Consider the following 20531-nt stretch of genomic DNA (forward strand, 5'->3'; position numbering starts at 1 on the left):
TGTTTATTTGGTAAACCAATGTGTGTTTTTATATTGCGAAACTCACTACTATCCCTTATATTTAATGGGTAAATGGTCTTTTAATTGGAATTCCAATTTTATTTTTCATTAATTTAAGCAATAAATATAAGCTAATATTAACGTAGAAATGAATATGGAAATGAATGTAGAGAGGTAAGTAATGGAACAAACTTGGCGTTGGTATGGACCAAACGATCCCGTTTCTTTGGATGATATTAAGCAAGCTGGCGCGACGGGTATTGTGAATGCCTTGCACCATATTAAAAATGGCGAAGTATGGACCGTTGAAGAAATTCTAAAGCGTAAAGCCATTATCGAAGCGAAAGGCTTAACTTGGTCTGTTGTTGAGAGTGTTCCAGTTCATGAAGAAATTAAAACCCAAACGGGTAACTTTCAACAGTGGATAGACAATTATAAGCAAACTATTGAAAATCTTGCTAAAAGTGGGATTGATACCGTGTGTTATAACTTTATGCCTGTATTAGATTGGACACGTACCGATCTTGCTTTTGAGATGGAAGATGGTTCCCGTGCTTTACGTTTTGATCAAATTGCTTTTGCTGCATTTGAAATCCATATCTTAAAAAGACCTGGTGCAGAGTCCGCTTACAGTCCTGAAGAGATTGCACAGGCGCAAGTTTACTTTAATAACATGACTCAAGCGGATATTGATAAATTAACCTCTAATATCATCGCTGGCTTACCCGGCGCAGAAGAAGGCTATACGTTAACTGAATTTCAGGCGCAATTAGACCGTTATAATGGCATTAGTAAAGATAAGTTACGTGAACATTTAGCTTACTTTTTAAAGTCTTTAATGCCTGTTTGTGATGCTACTGGTTTAAAAATGGCGGTACATCCTGACGATCCACCACGTCCTATTCTTGGTTTACCGCGTATTGTTTCAACCATTGAAGATATTGAATGGTTAACCACTGAGATTCCAAGCCAACAAAATGGCTTAACTATGTGCACGGGTTCTTACGGTGTGCGTGGTGATAATGATTTAGTTAATATGATTAAACAGTATGGAAGCCGTATTTATTTTACTCATTTACGTTCTACTATGCGTGAAGAGAACCCGATGAGCTTCCATGAAGCGGCACACCTGAATGGTGATGTTGATATGTACAATGTTGTCATGGCGATCCTTGAAGAAGAGCATCGTAGAGAGAATAACGGTGAAGGTCGTGCTATTCCAATGCGCCCTGATCATGGTCATCAAATGTTGGATGATTTACGCAAAGAAACGAACCCAGGCTATTCTGCAATTGGTAGATTAAAAGGGTTAGCAGAGATTAGAGGCTTAGAAATGGGGTTAAAACGTAGTTTTTTTAAATAGAGTTATAGATATCCCCTTTCTATTTTAACCCAACCGAGCCTTTTGAAGGCTCGGTTTTTTTACCCTTACACTAATTTATTCATACCTACAGCTATTAACTACAACTAAGAGAAGACCACTAATAAATAAAGAGTAGTTATTTACCTGGCATATAAATAACCTTACTGATAAAGGTCTCGCTCCCTAGTAAAACAGTAAGGATAATGCTTAGTTAATCGCTTAAAGGTGGGTAACACTCGATAATCTCTACGCCATCACTTGAAGTGATAGTAAATTCCTCAAGGCCGTAAGGGCAGAAAAAAGTATCGTATTGCGATAGCGTCAAAGACTCAGTCCCAGTTTTTATAGTACATGAGCCTTTAGTGACAACGCCAATAAAGAACTCATCTTCTACTTTCTGGACGTTCCCTTTAATTGTCGATTTACAGATTCTAAATCGATCAGTGGCTTGACTACCCACTAAAGATTCTTTGTAAGAATGATCATTATATTGCGTTACTTTCTGTGCTTTTTGTTGAAAATGCTCTTTGATATATTCAGGCGTATATTGAGTGTAATCAAATACATCTAAACAAAAATCTAAGCCTCTTTTCATAAACCGTGCTTCTTCAGGTAAGGTATAACCAGACTTTTCAAACTCAAATCTTACAGCCCAATCAGAAGGCTCCATCACTTCAATCATCAAAATACCTTCGCCAATGGCATGAGGCATGCCGCCAGGAATAAAAAAACAATCGTTGGGTTTAACGGGAATTTTCTTAAAGCAGGACTCTATTTTCTCCATATCCTGATTTTCAATCATCTCTTTAAAATCTTCACGGCTAGGCGGATTTTGGAAACCCAAATAAATATAAGGGTCTGAAATATCTTTTCTGATATCAAGTATGTAATAAGCTTCTGCTTTGCCCGAGTTTGAGTTTAAGTGCTGTTTTGCAAACTCAGCCGTTGGATGTGCTTGAAAGTGTAATCTTACCGAAGAGTCTAAGTACTTTACCAATACCATTGGGTTCTTGGTGTATTTCTTAGCATGCTTCGGTCCTAAAAAATAATCGGGATCAGATTGAATTAACGCAGCAAAGTCAGTGCCTTGTGATGATATTAATGCTGTTGATATCCCTTCTACATGTGATTCTCTATCGGGGTTTACTGCTCGAACGGTAGAGGCTATCCACTCCTCAGGAAAATGAGAGTCTGAGGGCTCTTCTATATTTTGCAGACCATCAAGTGTTTTTCCACCGACATAAGAGCGCCACACTCTGTTAGGTGCGAAGGTGATTAATTGTCCTTTGTAATGCATAAGATGCTCTCCTAATTAAGCCTTACCTATTTATTCAGTGTTTTTTATAAATGCAATCAACAATGTTATATTAACTTTTTGATTTTAAATGTTATTTTTATAGTTAAGACTCTTTTAGTTTAATCATGGTTAATGAAAGTCTTGATATTAAAATTATTATACTTAAATTGGTGTACCAAATATTGTTTTTTTAAAGTGGTTTTTAGCAGTTGTGAACTAGACTGGTATTATTTTAATTGGGATGCCAATTCTAAGGTTTGCTCAATAAAAAAATTGAATACAGGTTAAAATATTTAGCAATATCAACTCTCCCAGCAAAGCAGTAAACATACCTATTTTTTATGGTTTTTATCTTGGCACATACTTTAGTTGGCAGTGTTTTTAGTAAAAATAGTCTTTGTGTAAAGTTCAAAGCATTAAAGATAGATGCATCTATTAACGGTGTTGACCTTGGGGTACATGCTTTAGCTTGCAGTATTTTTAGTTAAACTAATTTCACTGTTAATTTAAAACACTAGAGTTGACGTTATTCGTTGGTGTCTTTGATTTGGAGGCGGATGTTTTATTTTTATATTTACGTGTCATCACAAATATAAAAAAGCGCTTATTTCATTGAAATAAGCGCTTTATGTCGGATATTTTTTACTTAATAGGGCTATGTAATATAACGCTATAACAGCTTTTTATTTACCGTTTAACTTAAGGGCTGAGAAACTTACGCTATTGTAATCGCCATTCTTTTTATCGACAGCGAAGTCACCTGTACCAGCACAACCAGGTCCCCAAACAGGATGTGTATCATTTACACTGCACTGTCCGTATGCACCTGCTTTGAAGTAGAAAGCATCTTGTGCATAACCCGTTGGAGAGTCTTTTTCGTCAACACCTTTGCTTAGGTCAATATTATAAGTCACTGTTTTATGACGTGCAGTTTCAAAAGTAAGGTGCATGATATCGCCCTTAACATCTACAACGTAACTAAATTCTTCACCTAATGCGATACCTGCTTCACCTGGTGCAGCAAGGTTATCCCATGTATTACCCCATACTGGATAAGCAATATCTGCACGGTTTGGATCTTTTTTAGCTAAGTTACGTTCGTAGTTCCAGAAAACTGAACCATATTTTTGATCTGGGAATTTTTTAAAGAATATTTTTAGTGGTTCGTTACCGTGTCCGAATCCTGTTTTTGCTTTGATTTGGTCATTGTATTTTTTAGCATGAATTTGACCTACAACTACTGAGTGAGCTGCTGGTCTTTCTGGGAATTTTGCATTAACAGATACGTGGTTCACTTTTAATGTTGCAGACAACGTTCCGCCGACTTTACTGTAGTCAGCTGCTTTAAGGTTACTTGCTAGTGCAAAGTTATTTTTTGGTGCTGCAGTGTCAATATCAAATTTAGCGCCACGAGGCATTTGACGTAACTCTGAACGAGCATTTTTAGAGTTTTTAGTAGTGACCGCTTCATTTTGCACTTCAAAAACCATGTTACCGTCTTTGTCTAAGAAGAAAAAATCTTCGTGCGAGTAGCTCATCATTGCAACGCCTTCGATTTCGTCAACTTTACCATCTTTGTTGATATCTGAAGGAATAGTGATTTTCCAATTTGTCATATCAAATTTGTCTGCAGGTACAGGATACGATACGCCATTGTTAGCAATATCTGCTAAAGCGATAGTAGGTAGAGTGAGTAATAGTGAACCAGCAATAACAAGTGTTTTTTTCATTTTATAATCCCCTTTATGTATTATTGTCACACATAATAATCAGGCGTAATTTGAAAGAAAGTTAAGTTGATGGGATGTGTTTGATTGATCACATACTAAAAATCAGATCTTATGGTTAGATCAAATATTTGAGATATCTGTGTCAGAATTTTGAGATGTTGATCGGTTTGTTTTTTGTTTGTTACGCTATTAATCAGTTTATAGACTACTAAATCATATTTTAATTTATTGGCGTTTAAATAATGAGGTTTATCGAATAAATCATGGCTGACCATACGAATGCAAAAGTAATCCTCAGTTGTGCATAGTCTAATTACAATCATGCGTTAAGGTCAGTCATACATTAATTTTTGTGCTTTTTCTAAATCAAATTCTTTTAATGATTTTCTTGCTAACTGTCTGAATGGAATGGCTTTTACAACTTCTTCAAAAGGTTGTATTGCAAAAGCCCAGAAAATTGAAGCATCTAATCCTAAAACGATGAAGGCACATAATGGGATAGAGATAATCCATTGTCCTGTGAAGTTGATTTTAAATACCGCCGTTGTTTTGCCCACTGCACGTAAGATATTGCCATGAACAGTATTATAGCCCCGTACAATAGGTAAAAAGATATAAAGTGGCGCAATCACTGCTAAAGCTTGGTAGGTGGTGTCATCCAGTTCAGGATAAATATCAGCCATAAACAAGCTCATGATAGCAAAAAGTACTGCACATATCGCTGAAATGATGACAGCAATATCGATACTGGTATCTACATTTTTGGTTAAGTCATCCATCTTTTTAGAGCCAATAGCTTGGCTGATAGTGATGGCTGAAGAATGAGACCATGCCGCTATAAACTGTGTGCCCGCTCTGATCCAAGGCATGACTAATGTTATTGCTACATAAGCATTAATATCTAATTGCGAATATAATAATTGATAGATGGTAGCACCAATTAATAGAATGGTGACGTTGGCTGCAATCGGAAAAATTTCAATAAAATGTGAACGTATATTACGCAGCATTGAAATGTCTCGGCGTGGCGTAGTTAGCATTAAGTCTGGGTCTATATATACGTATAAACCGAGGTAAATCATACGAACTGTTATGGCGATTATGCTACCTATCGCCGCTCCTTGAACACCTAAGCCTATTAATGTCATCCCCTCTGAAAAAGAGTAACCATGTATCAACACATACGAGAATAACGCATTGATTGGTAACTCAATAAGATAACCTTTAAAAGGGATTTTAGTTTTCCCCAAGCCATTGAATAAGGCAATCATTACTTGTGTAATAGCAGTAAACAGTATGATGTATTTTGATATATTTAAGTAATCTGAAATCTCTTGATGTAAGGATATATTGTCAGTTAACGCCGCTATTAGAGGAAGGTCGAAAAATGTTAATAGAACCCAAAAAAGCAGTGCAACAGAGCCATTAATAAACATCCCAGACCAAAGTCCTTTAGATAATGACGCTTGATTTCCGGCTCCTACAGCACGGCTCAATACCAATTGTGTACCATTGGCCAACGCCATTTGAATCCCCAGAATTGCAGCAACAATTGCGGTAGATATACCCATTGCAGCTAAAGGGATTTCGCCTAAAGGGGAGACTAATAAAGTATCTATCATTAGCATCGACTGCATTAATAAGCCGTTTAGCGCTAATGGCCAAGCGAGAGATAGGTTCTTTTTGACATAGGATTGGGAAGACACAGATAAACCTTAACTTAATAGCAATAAAGAAATCACAGCTCAATTTTGTTAATAATATTCAATTGTTAGCTATGTTTAATTGTCAGTGATAATTGTTTTTTAGAGAATATTAATAAAAACGGCTCTTTATATCAGCATACTTCACTGTCATTATCATAATAGTAACTGGCTGAAACTACGTTTAATAGTATTATAATAGCTTTAATTTATCGACACTTTGATTACTTTCATTCTTTAAGGAATTGGTACCTAATTTGTACCTATTTAATACTTCAAAAGCGCTTTAGTTAAGGTGTTATTCATTGTCGTTTTTTGTTGAAAGGTTAATAAGTCGGTTTGGTCTAGATAATTCAGGGCACTTTGCTGATCATAGCGATACCAACTTTTAATCACTCTTTGTTGTGTTTCATTTTGTAGTGTAGCTGTTTTAATAAAAGGTAACCATTGCAAAGCAATCTCTATTGATTCGTTAGATGAAGCTGCAATAGTGGCTATTTTAACTGCTGCGAGTTCTACATCATCCCATTGGCTTTGTTGATTAAGCCATTCATTTGCTATTTGAATGTCACTTATCGCCCATTCTTTTATTACTGAGGCCATCGCTACTTTACGTTGTTGATCTGACTTTATTGTTTCACTGTATTGTATTGCTACTTCTGGTGTTCTTTTTGCCCATTTTGCGACCAATCGACTTTGCTGTATTGGGTATGCTTTAGCTGAATAAACGGCTTGTAATAACTGATCTATATTGTTAATTCTGCCACTTTTAATTAATCGTGGTAACGCTATATGTGCCATAAATTCACGTAAGTCCTTATTTTGCATCATTTCAATCGCTGTTATAAAAGCGTTATCTATTTTATTCGTAGGTAAAGATAAACCAATTTGCATTAAAATATTTTTTTGTAGTTGTATTTCTTCAGTCTCTATTTCATTAAATAATTGTAAAGCCAGAATCGGGGAGCTGTTATTAATACTTTTATATATAGCTGTTAAGTAACTTTTATTTTGTTCACTAGATAAGGCCCAGCTGATTAGCTTTTCACCTTGAGAGGGGGAATTTTCTGCTATTACCTGTTGGATTGTGGTATCAAGTAATACTGCTGATTGAATATGGTTAACCCAAAGCAACGCATCTGATATATCGATTATGCCTAATGGTAATACGGATATCGCCGCATAAGCTTGATCGGTACTGTCATCGATAATAATAAACGGTTGCCATTGTCTAAATCCATTTAAGTCAGTTTCAACCCAAGTAGTAAATGTTACAAGATAGGCAATTTCTCTTTGTTTTTTATTATTTAAATTGGCTAAAAATTTAATTAAATCAATCGGGTTTTTCTGAATTTGTTGTTGGAATAGCAATTGTAACCAGAGTCGCTGTATTGCCTGATCATTTATTTTTAAAATATCAATGAACTCGGTGTATAGCTTATCTATCTCTGTTTCAGTACCTATGTGTATTGTATTTTGTTTTGGAGTTATGGCATTTTCTTGTTTAACGGACAATTTTTTTTGTTGAGTGATACTTTGCTGTTTCTGTCTAGATAATAATTTGTTTTTTTCTTCGGAAGAGGAGGTTGCAGTAATCACGTAATAAAATAGTGTTATTAATATTAATAGAGCAATAATAAAAAAAGGGTGTTTTAATAATTTCATATTGTTGATTATCTGCATTGATTGGCTCTGTATTGATTAGTATCGGTTAATAACGTTTTTTAAGGCTACCAATACTAATCACAATAAATAGCTTATCTATTTTACTTGTTAAAACAGCCCAATTCCTCGTTATAAATTTCGTAAAGGGAACGGCCATTAAAGCATTAACATCTTTTGGTTAATTCTCTGATAGACGATTAACGAAGTTAATCTTCGAAAGGCTGAATTTACGCCTTTAATTGAACTTTTTTCCAGCGCAAAATTTAGGTGAAATATTGAATGTAATCGGTATAATGTTAGCGTGTATTAATTAAGTTCTGTGCTAAAGGGCCTATTAGACCCTTGTTATTAAGATTATGTTTAGTCGTAATATTTTAAACTAGAGAATTGAACTTCGACGTCCGGTGATGTATCAGATTGAATGTAAGCGCCTGCTTTAAAGTAACTTGGCAGGCCATCCCAATAACTTACATCAAAATTATTAAACTCTTCATGAGCGACACCGTTAACTTTAATTGTTAGCTTGTTGCTTGCCACTTTAATTTCAAACTTAACCGCTTCTGTTGCAGAATAGTCTGCTAATTTATATTTTACGTAGTCAGAACAGCTTGAAGCACAAGTGCCGGTTTTTACGATGGCAAAATATGAATCGTAAGTTTTTGATGATGCACCTGTTTCTTTTTGTTCTTCAAGCCAAGCAATACGTACCAATGGCTTATTAATTTTATCTTCACCTTCGTCCACCGCTGCATTAGCATCATCATGAATCTGCATTAATGTCACTTCATCTGCAGTTCCTTTTTCTAACAACAATACTTCACCAATCATTTTGTTGTAGCTTGTATCACCTGTGTACCAATTTTCCATTTGGCGTAATTCAGAACGCATTTTTTCATCAGGTCCAATTTGAAATGTTAGCCATTTATTGCCACTACTAGGAATATAAAAATACTCATTATAAGCACCTGCAAAGTCACCTTGTGCAATCGCAACTGTTGAGCTGTCTGGTGCTTGAAGTTTAGAATCATTCAATACTGATTGGTACTTTGTACCGTAATCATAAGGCGCAGAGTCGGCTATTGCTTGCATTGGCAATAAAAATACGGATGTTGCAACTACCGCGACTGAGAGTGAAATCCTTTTTTTAAACTGCTTCATTGGAGAATCCTTTTTTATTCATATTAGTGAAATTAATGTGTAGCTAATAAATTTATATTTTTTGCTAATGGCCTTTTAGCAAGCGGGAAGTAGCTTATCTTTGGTATTTTTTTGTACAAATCAGGTTTTTATAAAGTTCGATATTAGTCATAAAATAGTACAAATGTGGCGTTGTTTATGAGATTGAAGTCACTTTTGTTCATTATGTCAGTGTGTTGTAGCTACGGATCTAGGTCACTTTTCATGGTAGGGGCTTGATGGTAAACAACCGAATTTATATTAATTCTTTGATTATTTTTGTTGTTATTAACTTATTAGATAGAAAATAAGGATTGTTTTAATAAGGTGTTGAACGATCGTTCTTATGCGGTTATATTAGATTTTAACTATACCAATATCGTCATTTTAGTTCTAAATATTATGTTAGGTTATATTGGAAAAATACATTATGTGAGGTTGTTATGAGTAATAAAATTCAGTTAGATATTGTGTCTGATGTCGTTTGTCCTTGGTGCATTATTGGTTATAAAAACCTACAAACTGCAATCGATGAGTTAGATGTCGCTGATAAGGTTGAGTTGCAATGGCAGCCTTTTGAGTTAAATCCAAACATGCCTCCTGAAGGCCAAGATTTACGTGAACATGTTGCTGAAAAGTACGGTTCATCACGGGAAGATAGTGAAAAGTCTCGCATTAATATTAGTCAACGAGGCGCTGAAGTTGGTTTTACTTTTAACTTTTTTGAAGAAATGAAAATAGTTAACACGCGTGATGCTCATATTTTATTAGAGTATGCAGATGAACATGGCAAGCAAACAGAATTAAAACTTGCTTTGTTTACTGCTGCATTTACTGATCAAAAAGATGTTTCTAATCGTGAAACATTACTTAATGAAGTGGAAAAAATTGGGTTGGATGCTGAACAAGCTAAAATTCGATTAGAAGAAGCTAAATATCGTGACCAAGTAATAGAACATGAAAGGTTTTGGCAAGGTTTAGGTATTTCAGCTGTACCAGCTGTTGTCTTTAACCGCACTAGTGCATTATCTGGTGCGCAACCTATTGAAGCTTATAAGCAAGTATTAACAGAACTGTTAGCAGAGCTTAAATAATGAGAAATTTGTTAGCTAGGTAAAATATTATCTATATCCGTTACCACTCAAGGTGCAACCAGTAGCAGATAAGTGAGCAGATACTAAGTAGAAAGAGGAAGATTTAACGGGTTAAGTTGACACTTTCTAATAACGAAGATGTTTGCTTTACTGTTTACATTCTGATCGTTAGCTTGAAAACCGACTCGGCGTTGCAACCTTCGATAAGGGCTAGAGGATTAGCTACTGTCATCATGTTACGCCTTGATTTCGAGTCTAAATTAATGACAGAAAAAAGCACCTTGAACAGTCACGGATATAGGTAACAACAAAAGGTCGGTTTAAGTAAAAGCACTATTTGAATTGGCTTGCTGGTGTAATAATGCTTCAAACTTTTTCGCTGTTACAGGTGGACTAAATAGATAACCTTGCCCATATTCACAGTCAATATCAATGAGGAATTGTTTTTGTTCATCTTCTTCAATGCCTTCTGCAACCACTTTTAAATTCAACGCTTTGGCCATTGCAATAATAGCGGTAACAAGCGATTGATCTGCTTTGTTTTTAGTTAAATTCATAATGAATGCACGATCAATTTTTAATTTAGTAAAAGAAAATTTCTGTAAATAACTCAGTGCAGAATAGCCTGTCCCAAAATCATCAATGCTTAGTTCGACTCCCATATTACGCAGAGACTTCAGCATATCAAATAACTCACCTTCTTGATTAATCAGTAAACTTTCAGTGACTTCAACATCTAGTTTATTGGCTGGAAGTCCAGTTTTTAGTAATACTTGTTGAATTTCAGTTAACAATTTTTCACAGTCTCTAAATTGCACACTAGAAAAGTTGACTGCTATTTGTAATGGTGTGATTACTTGCCATTGTGCTGCTTGTTCGGCTGCAGTATTCAAAGCAAAACTGCCTAATTGCTCTATTAAATTGTTTTTTTCTGCAATAGCGATAAATTCATCTGGAGGAACGAAACCAAGCTCACTATCTGTCCAACGCATTAGAGCCTCTGCACCTATAATTTTTTGTGTATTAAGGTCAATTAAAGGTTGGTAATACATTTCGAGTGTTTTTTCTTTAAGTGCTCTATGTAAGCGAATATTAATCGCTACTTTACGATTCACTTCATCATTCATTTTAGATTCATAGAAACTAAAATTATTGCGGCCATTGCCTTTTACTTGATACAGAGCCATATCTGCATTTTTTAATAGTGCTTCTGCATTATTGGCATCATCAGGGTATATAGCTAAGCCAATGCTAGTGGAGGTATGTAATAGATGCTTATTTATTTGGAAAGGTTTATTGAATAGATGAAGCACTTTATAAGCTAGTTGAGCCGCTTTTTCGAGATCTTCTAGCTCATGAATGACCACCATGAATTCATCGCCACTTAAACGTGCAACAGTATCTGTTTTACGAAAAGCATTTAGCAGTCGTTTACTTGTTTCTTGTAGTATTCTGTCGCCAGTAGCATGCCCTAAAGTATCGTTAATTTGTTTAAAGTTATCTAAGTCTATGTACATTAGTAATACTTTTTTATTACTGCCTTCACAACAACCTATCGCATAATTTAATTTTTGTAAGCTATAACTTCGGTTAGGTAAACCTGTTAATGAATCATGTGTTGCTTGATAAGCAAGTTTTTCTTCTGACAACTTACGTTTTTTGACCTCCTCTTCTAATAGCTCATTGTGTATTGATAGTTCTTTTCGACGTTTGGTTGAATTGGCTATTTTTGTGTTGAGAAGAGTATTTTTTCGATCGATATAAAATAAATAATATAACGTTAAAAAGACGGGAATTGCTAATAAAGAAATAACCAAAACGAACCATTTAGAGGTAAATAGTTCAGTGCTATTAATACTTTCAAACCAAGTCTCTAAAACAAAGGGAGTATCTACGATGTCAGCTTTTAAATTAAAACTATGTTGAATATCATTGTTAGTATGCTCAAGGTTATACTCTTGAGAATGTGCTAAAGAATCCCAAATGAATAAGTCACCATATTGGCTTCTTAATGTTATATGGCTACCACTACCTTCATATTCTTGAGCTGTTACGAGTGAAATAATAAGTGCTTTATCGAACTCTGCGATAAGTACTGCAATGGGTTGGTAATTGAAATAAACAGTGGTAGATAACCGTATACTTATTTCTTTTTTACTATCATCGATAAGTATTTTTTGATCTGTTGCTTTTAAATCTAATATATCGATATTAGTGTTGTTAAATGTGGATTTATTTTGTTCGCTATCGGCGATGATTGAACCATCTAATGTTAATAATGAAATACGAGAAAAAATAGGGTTTAATTTTTTCTCTCTTGGTTCAACTTGTCTTTGAATGAATTTTTCTACGTTAAATAAGCTAGCTCGAAGCCCATAGGTCATCGACATACCAGAGTTCTTATTTGCAAAGAAGGTCGTAATTGTTTTATCTGTGGAGACGATATTTAAGTTGCGCTTTGCTAGCTCAAAATAATTACTTAGTAGTTCTGCGTAATGGTTTACTTTTAAATGTAATTCACTGTATCTCGACTCTTCTAATTTCTTTTGTCCTATATTGGTAACCGTTAATATTAACAGTAAGTACCCTGCAAGCATTACGCTAGCAATTACAATGGCATTTTTACTGGTAAACCAAGGTCGCATAGTCATCCTTATTTATTTTTAATCTTAAAAAAATCAGGATAGAAATTAAACACTGAAGGGTAATACTTTTTCACTAGTACATTGTATTTGCCACTTTGTTGTATACCTCTGAGATATTGATTGAAAGCTTTACGTAATTCAGGTGAATCTTTACGGAAACCAACACCCATTTTTTGATCTTCTGAGATAGGGCCAATAACTTTCGTTTCACCTGGCCATTTTTGTAAACCAATTAAGATATCAGGTACATCAAGTAATGTACTCTCCGCATCATTATTCAATATGGCAGGTATCATTTCGCTTAATTTTAGTTCTGTTACAGGTAATATTATATTTGCATCTGTATCGTATAAGTCATATAAATCTGGATCAAGACAGGTTTGTTTCATGGCTAAAACGTTATGATCTTTAATCAGCTTTTTTACTGTAATAATGTCCTGTGTGACAGAGCCTGATGGTGTTATCGGTTTAAGATCAGAGTCTGCTCTTGCCATTAACCAAACTGCTGATGGGAAATAATTATCTGAAAAATCAACAACCTCAGTACGCCATGGTAAAATAGTTGTGCCGCTCGCCAGTAGATCCCCTTTAATGTCATGAGTGACATGTCCCCTGATGAGACCGGTATTAGAGTAATGAGCATTGCGTCCTGTTAATAGCGTAAATGCATTAGACCAACTTGCTCTGACATATTCATATTTCACGCCTAAATGTTTAGCGAAGCCTTTCATTAACTCGACATCAAAACCGTTTACTATGGTGTTATCACCTTCTTTATAAGTGATAATAAAATTAGCGTAAGGAATGCCTATGTGGCGTAGTACGCCATCTGCTTTTACATCAGCTAAATCTCGGGCATTACTGACATTACTAAAAAAGCAAAGTGTGAGTAATAAGATGGTATATGTCAGATGTCTGTATTGTGGCATGACCATAATAAGGACTCCTTATTATAGAGTGATTATTATTAAGGGTGTCATGATTATACCTACAATTGATTAAAACTAAAGGTCACTTATTGTTAAGTGACCGAGATATTGAACTTATTATTAGAGGATTTTACGTCATATCATTATAAATATTAAGCATCGCTTCGACTAAACCATTTACATCATCTTCATCATGAAATAAATGGGTTGAAATTCTTAATGCATGCGTATCTTCGGTATCACTTTGTTGTATTTTAAAGTCTGTTGTACGAATAATAAATCCAGTTTCTTCGCGTAATCTATCTCTAAATTCATTTAATATGTCTAAATCATTAACGTCATAAAATGGGTTAAAGCTTGTAATGGCACTGGCTAACTCATCAATATCAGGCGAGTAGATTGTGGCATTTGGAAATATTTCTTTTATTTGCTGCTTACAAAGCTTACTAAGCGATAAAACTCGTTCTTCAATGACATCTCGTCCAATTTCATCCCACATATTACATGCATCTGTTAATGCTTGTTTCGCAGGGTAGTTATCATTACCAATGTACTGAAATTGTAATTGAGTGCCTAAATAATCAGCATGACCTAATGAGGAATTAATAAACCATAAAGGGTTTTCACGATCAGACCAATATTCATCTAATCGTTGTGCGCTGTTTAATACAAATAATATCCCCGTTGCACCAGGACCACACTGCCATTTATGCCCCGCACCAGTATAAAAGTCACAACCGATATCATGGAAGTCTAGATTCAACATACCGATACCATGCGCACCATCAATCAGTGTTGGAATCTGATTTGGAATCGCTACTTCTTGGCAAATACGTTTAGCAGGTAAACGAGTCCCTGTTTTATAAGTAATATGAGAGAAGGTAATTAAACGTACGCGACCAGCATATTCATTAGCTGCTTCAGTAAATAAGTCTACGAATTGTTGTTCGGTAATGTTGTTATCGCCAGTGTCCACTGGGATATCTAGATAAACGACTTCTACCCCGTAACGTGCCGCTACAATATATAAAGGCGAATTCGCTGCTACATGTTCATGGTGTGTTGTTAATATTACATCACCAGATTCAAAATGCAGACCATTAATAATGCTACACATACCATCAGTTGTATTACGGTTTAATATGATTTCATCAGCATTTGCGCCAAACCCTTGAGCAATACTCGTCGTCATTTCTGTTACGTAAGGCCATTCACCAAACTTGTTTTGCATATCCCATGGGTTTTCTGCAACGCTTTTATTATTTTCTTGGTAATTTTTTAAAATATCTTTAGGCATTGAGCCAGTGGTACCAATATTCATGTAAGTCGTTTTTTTATCTAACACAAATTCTTTTTGTACTTTATTCCATAATTTTTTATCTTTATGTTGGTGTTTGTTATTTTTTGATTTAGCACTCGCTTGTGATGGTAATAAGCTTGTGGTGAGTCCTGCTGCTGCGATCCCTGTTGATACTTTCAAGAAATGTCTGCGATCTGGTGAAATACCTTTTTCTTTAATCATGTTAAGTCCTTTATGTTAGATGAGAGTTAACAATAGAGGATTTCTGAGAAAACACCTTAATTTTTTTCGGATATATTTGAAGTTAAGTATTTTAATTATTTGTTTTATATAGCTTAAATTTAAATGGGTTGTATAAAGTAGGGGAGTTATAATTTATTCTTCGATGAAGATATTTCTAATGACTAACGCTAAAATAATTAAATGATGAGCGTTATCTTCCTATAATAAGTGCCATTAGCTAAATGATTTGCAGGATCTCAAAGTGTTGTTTTTTGTTATTGATAGTAATACTAACTTGGTCATCGGTTTGCTGATTTAATAAAGCCGCTCCAATAGGTGATTCTGGTGTAATGACCAGCACAGTATGTTGTTCCCATTGTAATTTGACACCACCTGCTACTGGACAAATTAATAGATATTTTGCTTCATCCAGTTCGTTTACTAATACAACCAAAGCGCCAAGACTACCGACTGTCGATTTATTAAGAGGTAAGCTGATACAAGCATCAATATCTGCCTGACATTGTGTAACACGTTGCGATTGACCTTGTGCTAAATAAGCGGCTTCTAAAGCTAATGTATCGTATTTGTTTTCAGCTACATTTTCTTCGCTTGTTGCTGTTTCATGAGCACGTTTAGCCGCTGCTTTTGCATTATTTAAAAGGGACTGTAAATGTGTCATTAGTTGTTGGTGTAGCTGAATTTTATTCATATTACATATTCACAGTTTTAAGTTCTATTGTTAGTGGGCGTGCATTATCAGTAACTCTCTACTTTGAATCAAGCTTAATGATTTTGTAGTCCACCATATAAGGTTTGATATAGGCCATCCTGCGCAAGTAAATCTTGGTGTGTCCCTGATTGGCTTACTTTCCCCTCTTCTAATACATAAATATTGTCAGCTTGTTTAACGGCAGATAATCGATGGGCGACAATTAAGGTTGTTCGTCCTGCTAGGAAGTTGTTGAGTGCAGTATGTAATGTACTTTCTGTTTGTGTATCTAGAGCTGAAGTTGCTTCATCCAAAATAACTAATTTCGGATCGGTTAATACCATTCTTGCGATGGCAACGCGCTGTCGTTGTCCGCCAGATAAACGTAAACCTTGGCGCCCTAACTGTGTATCTAATCCGTCTGTTAGTTTTTTGCTCACATCGTTAAGTTGCGCGACGTCTAAAGCATGCCATAGTTGTTGATCTGTGTAGGGTAATCCAAGTGATAAGTTCTGACGTAAAGTATCGTTAAATAATACTGGTTGCTGTAATACAACGGAAAGGTGGTTTCGAATGATATCGAAACCAATATCATTGCTGTTTTCACCATTAAATAAAATATTGCCACTATTGGCTTTATAAACACCAATTAATAATTGGATTAGTGTTGATTTACCACTTCCGCTCGCACCAACCAACGCAACCTTTTTACCCGCAGGAATAGTTAAATTTAAATTGGTGAGTACTTTTGTTTCATCATCATAAGCAAAGTTGATATTTTCGATGCGCACTTCAGTGGCTTGCTTTTGTAAGAAAGGATTTACTTTACTCACAGAACGGTCATCTTCTTCAATATGCATTAATGTATTAATACGTTTTAATGCAGCCGAGGCGCTATACCAAGAAAACTGAATATTGAGTAATTCTTGCATTGGAGACAGCATAAACCATAGGTAACCAAATACAGCGAACATTTGACCAATACTTAAATCGCTGAATAACACCATCAACATGGCAACTGCTCTGAAAAGTTCAAAGCCTAATAGGAATAACAGGAATGAAAAACGGCCTGCAGCTTCACTTTGCCATGCATATTTATCCGCACTACTACGGATATCATCAGCTTGATTTTTAAGGTCATTAAGAAAAGCTTTTTCTCGATTCGATGCACGTAGTTGATAGATCCCGTCAAGCGTTTCAATTAAGCGATTTTGAAATGATTCAAAAGCTTGATTTTCATTTTTTTTAAGATGTTTAACGCGATGTCCTAGTTTGCGCGAGCAATAAACGACCAAAGGATTTACCAGTAAAATAAATAAACCTAATCGCCAGTCAATCCATAATAAAATGACTGCAGTGCCCAGTACGGTTAAAAAGCTAACAATGAAACGACTTAATGTGCTGCCAATAAAGCTATCAATAGTTTCAATATCGGTAATGAGATGAGAATTAATACCGCCACTACCACGCGTTTCATATTGGCGAATGCTAATACGTCCTATTTTATCAAGTAGTTGCTTACGAATTTCACAGGTAATGGTTTTCGATACTAAGGTAAATTGACGACTTTGGAGAATACCAAGCAGTTGGCTAGTAATACGCATAACCAGTACGGTTAAAAATATAAAAATGATGTAATTAGCGGGTTGTTGCCACTGTGCGGAAATAAATTGATTAATGAATGCCACACCAGATGCTGGCTGGTTCAATAGAATTTCATCTACCATTAATGGCATTAATAATGGGATAGGGACACTAACTAACGTAGCTAATATCGCGATGAAATTGGCAGTAATAAGGCGTTTTTTATGTTGTTTAGCTTGTTTAATTAACCAAGACCAATTTATCGTAGGAATATCGCTCAATATGAAAACCATGCTTATTTGATAGTAAGCGAATTGTACTTAATCTTGGTTAATATTCTATTTTTATCAGGTTAATTTAAATATTTACTGATCTCCACTTCACCGATCTGTGTTTCATGTAAAAACTTGTTTGCATATTTTATATAAACTCCACTGCTTAAAAATAGTTTAAAGAGGTTGATATCAATAATTTGGTCGATAGCTAATTGATGCAAAATATCAATAGCATTACTAAGCGATTCGACTGGTTGTTGAGGTTTTTTTATTGAGGTTAACGTTTCAAAAATATCAGTGATAAGTAGGATATTCTGCGTTATAGAAAATCCTTTCTCTTTTGATGTAGAAGGAAAAACAACCCGTTTTAATACAGGATGATATGTTGAAAGGTCTTTTATTTCAGTGGTTTGCTTGTGAGTTGTAGGTAATGCTTTTAGTAAATTAATAGTGTTAATAATGTTTTGGTTTATCTCGAACTTATCTTCTACTGTTAATGTGCCGTGTGGAATCGATAAATTATATAATTCACCAAAATTGTAGAGGTGATCAGCTACTTCTATTTTGATCCCAGAATCTACTTGAGTGATATTGTTACGTTTAATAATATGCTCTTTTTTATCGCTTAATAGAGTCTCTTGAGCGGGTAGTTTTTGTTTTTTAGCTGTTAAGTTAAGTTTTTCAATAGACGATAAGCCTAACCTATCATCAAAGTAACGTAACCAAGTTTGCGCGCCTATTTTATGTAAGCGAATGAGGTCTTGCTCGGTTATTTCTGTATCACCAAGGTTCGCTTTGGCAACAAATCCAAAATCTCGCATTAATTGTAATTGTTGTTTAATCAGAGCTTCTTTAAGCGGTTTATTTTGTTCTGGATTAGTTCTACTTTGTTTAAAGTAGTTAATTTCGGCATCTCGCCATAGTATCTCAAAACGCATTCTAATTTCATGGATACGGTTATAGCTGGCCTCTAATTTAGTTCCTTTACTGACAACTTGTTGGGCAGTTGTAAGCTTTCCATAGTGATGTGACCAGGCATTACTAGAGAATTCGTTTAGCATCTCTTCGTTTGCTAACTCAAAAACAGGTGAGTCAGATTTTAAACTAGCTTTCGCTAGCATGAGCCCTAATTCCGGTACTCGATTGGCATGTCCAAAGGTATAAGGCGATTTATCATCAATTGCCTGTGCAATTTGTTTAATAAATAGATCTGTCATTTGCTTTTGTTGAGCTTGGTATTCTTCAATTGTTTGGCTCATTTCAAGCATCGAACTGTTCAGTTCTTTGACCTCAGTAACACGACTTACAATGTGTTGAAGCTGTGTATAATCTTGTGATTTTGCTTTTTTGGCTTCGCCCAATAATGCTTTAATCGTATTCGTTAAAGGAGAGGAAAAACACCATGAGAGAATCAATAACAGCACTAAACAGATAACTGAAATTTGTATTAATGTTTTGATACTTGGTAGAAGTAAGGTTTCTTTTGGTACTAAAATAGCTAAATAGCTATTAATAGTGGTTTTATCATCAACTTCAGCCACATAAGCGTAATAAGGCTTATTATTAATTGTGATGCTATTAAGTTTGTTTAAGCTTGGTTTATGTAAAGCCAATTCAGTTAATTCAGGATAAGGGATAAATAATAGCTTATCGGTATTATTGAGTTGTATGAGCTTTTGATTTGAACCTAATAAATGACCTGTACCATTAAATAAATAAATCTCATTTAGTAATTGATTTTGATTATTATCATTTGTTTTTTGCACGAACTCTGAGAATGGATCTAAGGTGACATCTATTGCTAATACTGTTTTTGTATGGGGGATAGTGATTGAGTAGGTTTGACCTAACGAAGAAGAGTTCGCTAGAGAAAATAGTTTAGACTTATTCGTTGTTAGTATTTTAGCCTCTTTATACCAAGAAAGGTTTGTCACGTTTTCATTTGTCGTTTCTTGATGTTGGCTAATAAAATGAAAAGTGTCGTTAAAATAAGAAAATTGACGTATTTTCTGATCTCCTTGCTGTGCAATTGATACGAGTAACCATGTTGCGGATTCTACTTTAGGAAAGTCTTGATTATTTTGTGGCTTATTTAAATGTATTAATTGTTGTAAGTCACCATTTTTAAATCCAAGGGAGATTGAGTTATATGATTGATTTTCTTCCATTATATTAGCAAATAATTGTAGTGCATCAGGGTGTAACTTCTGATTAATGATTAATTTATTAAACTTGGAAAGTAGAGTGCTGTAGTGATTTATTACGTTATCTTTCTGTTTAATATTATTACTAATAATAAGCGCTTTAGCATTAAAAAGTTGTAAAGCTGATTTTTGTGCAATTAATTGATTAGCATAATATTGCAGGCTGATGGCGACAGTCGTGACCAAAAAACAAAGGAAGATGAAAGTTCTAATTAATGTAAAGCGAATTGAGCGTGTTGTTTTTTTTGTCTTTGTAGACATGATTCATCCTGAAAATTTATTATGTAATGTTTTTACAGATTAATGGTTTTGTGAGCGCTATAAATAATGTTTGTTTTATCTATTTTGGTTAATTTAAGCATTCATATTTTTGTATCTAAACCTGAAATTGATTACGACGGATACATTGCTTCTTATTCGACCAGTAATATTTGTTTTTGTTCGTATTAATTTCATTTCTTATTAGGTTTAAATTAGATAGTTTTTGATGCGTTGTTTTGTGTGTTTTTATATATGATTGGGATTGTTTTGAAGATAGAGAAATACTTTTTATTTAACGTTACTAAGTAACCTCAGCTCTGGATAAGCAAAGCGATACAACACCGCTATTTCCGCGGATTTCTGCGTTAAAT

The 20531-nt window shown here is 34.7% G+C and carries 13 protein-coding genes; 2 read left to right on the forward strand and 11 right to left on the reverse strand.

The annotated features are described in order from the left end of the window. Positions 1 to 181: 181 nt before the first annotated feature. A complete protein-coding gene (uxuA, locus tag V6255_RS07555) occupies positions 182 to 1363 on the forward strand; it encodes a mannonate dehydratase (protein WP_341627596.1) in 1182 nt (393 codons plus the stop codon). A gap of 211 nt (positions 1364 to 1574) precedes the next feature. Here uxuA and V6255_RS07560 read toward each other — a convergent pair whose 3' ends face one another. The 5 genes from V6255_RS07560 to V6255_RS07580 all read right to left on the reverse strand — a co-directional run bounded on the left by V6255_RS07560 (position 1575) and on the right by V6255_RS07580 (position 8916). Further along, positions 1575 to 2660, reverse strand: coding sequence for a mannose-6-phosphate isomerase (locus V6255_RS07560; RefSeq protein ID WP_341627597.1), 1086 nt, complete (start codon positions 2658 to 2660; stop codon positions 1575 to 1577). A gap of 683 nt (positions 2661 to 3343) precedes the next feature. Beyond that, on the reverse strand, positions 3344 to 4390 hold the full coding sequence (locus tag V6255_RS07565) for a polysaccharide lyase family 7 protein (RefSeq protein ID WP_341627598.1): 1047 nt from the start codon (positions 4388 to 4390) through the stop codon (positions 3344 to 3346). Positions 4391 to 4722: 332 nt separating this feature from the next. Further along, positions 4723 to 6096 (reverse strand): MATE family efflux transporter, encoded by a 1374-nt coding sequence (locus V6255_RS07570; protein WP_341627599.1) that lies wholly within the window; start codon positions 6094 to 6096, stop codon positions 4723 to 4725. 264 nt (positions 6097 to 6360) lie between these two features. Beyond that, positions 6361 to 7758, reverse strand: coding sequence for a hypothetical protein (locus tag V6255_RS07575; protein WP_341627600.1), 1398 nt, complete (start codon positions 7756 to 7758; stop codon positions 6361 to 6363). Between the two features lie 360 nt (positions 7759 to 8118). Next, a complete protein-coding gene (locus V6255_RS07580) occupies positions 8119 to 8916 on the reverse strand; it encodes a polysaccharide lyase family 7 protein (protein WP_341627601.1) in 798 nt (265 codons plus the stop codon). A 461-nt stretch (positions 8917 to 9377) separates the two neighbouring features. Between V6255_RS07580 and V6255_RS07585 the strand changes: the two genes are divergently transcribed. Next, positions 9378 to 10028 (forward strand): DsbA family oxidoreductase, encoded by a 651-nt coding sequence (locus V6255_RS07585; RefSeq protein WP_341627602.1) that lies wholly within the window; start codon positions 9378 to 9380, stop codon positions 10026 to 10028. Positions 10029 to 10348: 320 nt separating this feature from the next. Here the strand turns inward: V6255_RS07585 and V6255_RS07590 are convergent, their stop codons facing one another. The 6 genes from V6255_RS07590 to V6255_RS07615 form a co-directional block, all read right to left on the reverse strand. After that, on the reverse strand, positions 10349 to 12673 hold the full coding sequence (locus V6255_RS07590; RefSeq protein ID WP_341627603.1) for a putative bifunctional diguanylate cyclase/phosphodiesterase: 2325 nt from the start codon (positions 12671 to 12673) through the stop codon (positions 10349 to 10351). An 8-nt stretch (positions 12674 to 12681) separates the two neighbouring features. Beyond that, on the reverse strand, positions 12682 to 13608 hold the full coding sequence (locus V6255_RS07595) for a transporter substrate-binding domain-containing protein (RefSeq protein ID WP_341627604.1): 927 nt from the start codon (positions 13606 to 13608) through the stop codon (positions 12682 to 12684). Positions 13609 to 13732: 124 nt separating this feature from the next. After that, entirely contained in the window at positions 13733 to 15124 is a 1392-nt protein-coding gene (locus V6255_RS07600; RefSeq protein ID WP_341627605.1) for an aminotransferase class V-fold PLP-dependent enzyme, read from the reverse strand. Between the two features lie 238 nt (positions 15125 to 15362). Further along, positions 15363 to 15836, reverse strand: a complete 474-nt coding sequence (locus V6255_RS07605; RefSeq protein ID WP_341627606.1) for a GreA/GreB family elongation factor — start codon at positions 15834 to 15836, stop codon at positions 15363 to 15365. Between the two features lie 74 nt (positions 15837 to 15910). Continuing rightward, the gene (locus V6255_RS07610; protein WP_341627607.1) at positions 15911 to 17701 is read right to left on the reverse strand and encodes an ABC transporter ATP-binding protein; all 1791 of its coding nucleotides are present in this window, start codon (positions 17699 to 17701) and stop codon (positions 15911 to 15913) included. A 71-nt stretch (positions 17702 to 17772) separates the two neighbouring features. Beyond that, positions 17773 to 20160, reverse strand: a complete 2388-nt coding sequence (locus V6255_RS07615) for an HD domain-containing phosphohydrolase (RefSeq protein WP_341627608.1) — start codon at positions 20158 to 20160, stop codon at positions 17773 to 17775. Positions 20161 to 20531: the final 371 nt, after the last annotated feature.

The organism is Psychromonas arctica (assembly GCF_038155225.1).
Lineage (GTDB): Bacteria > Pseudomonadota > Gammaproteobacteria > Enterobacterales > Psychromonadaceae > Psychromonas > Psychromonas arctica_B.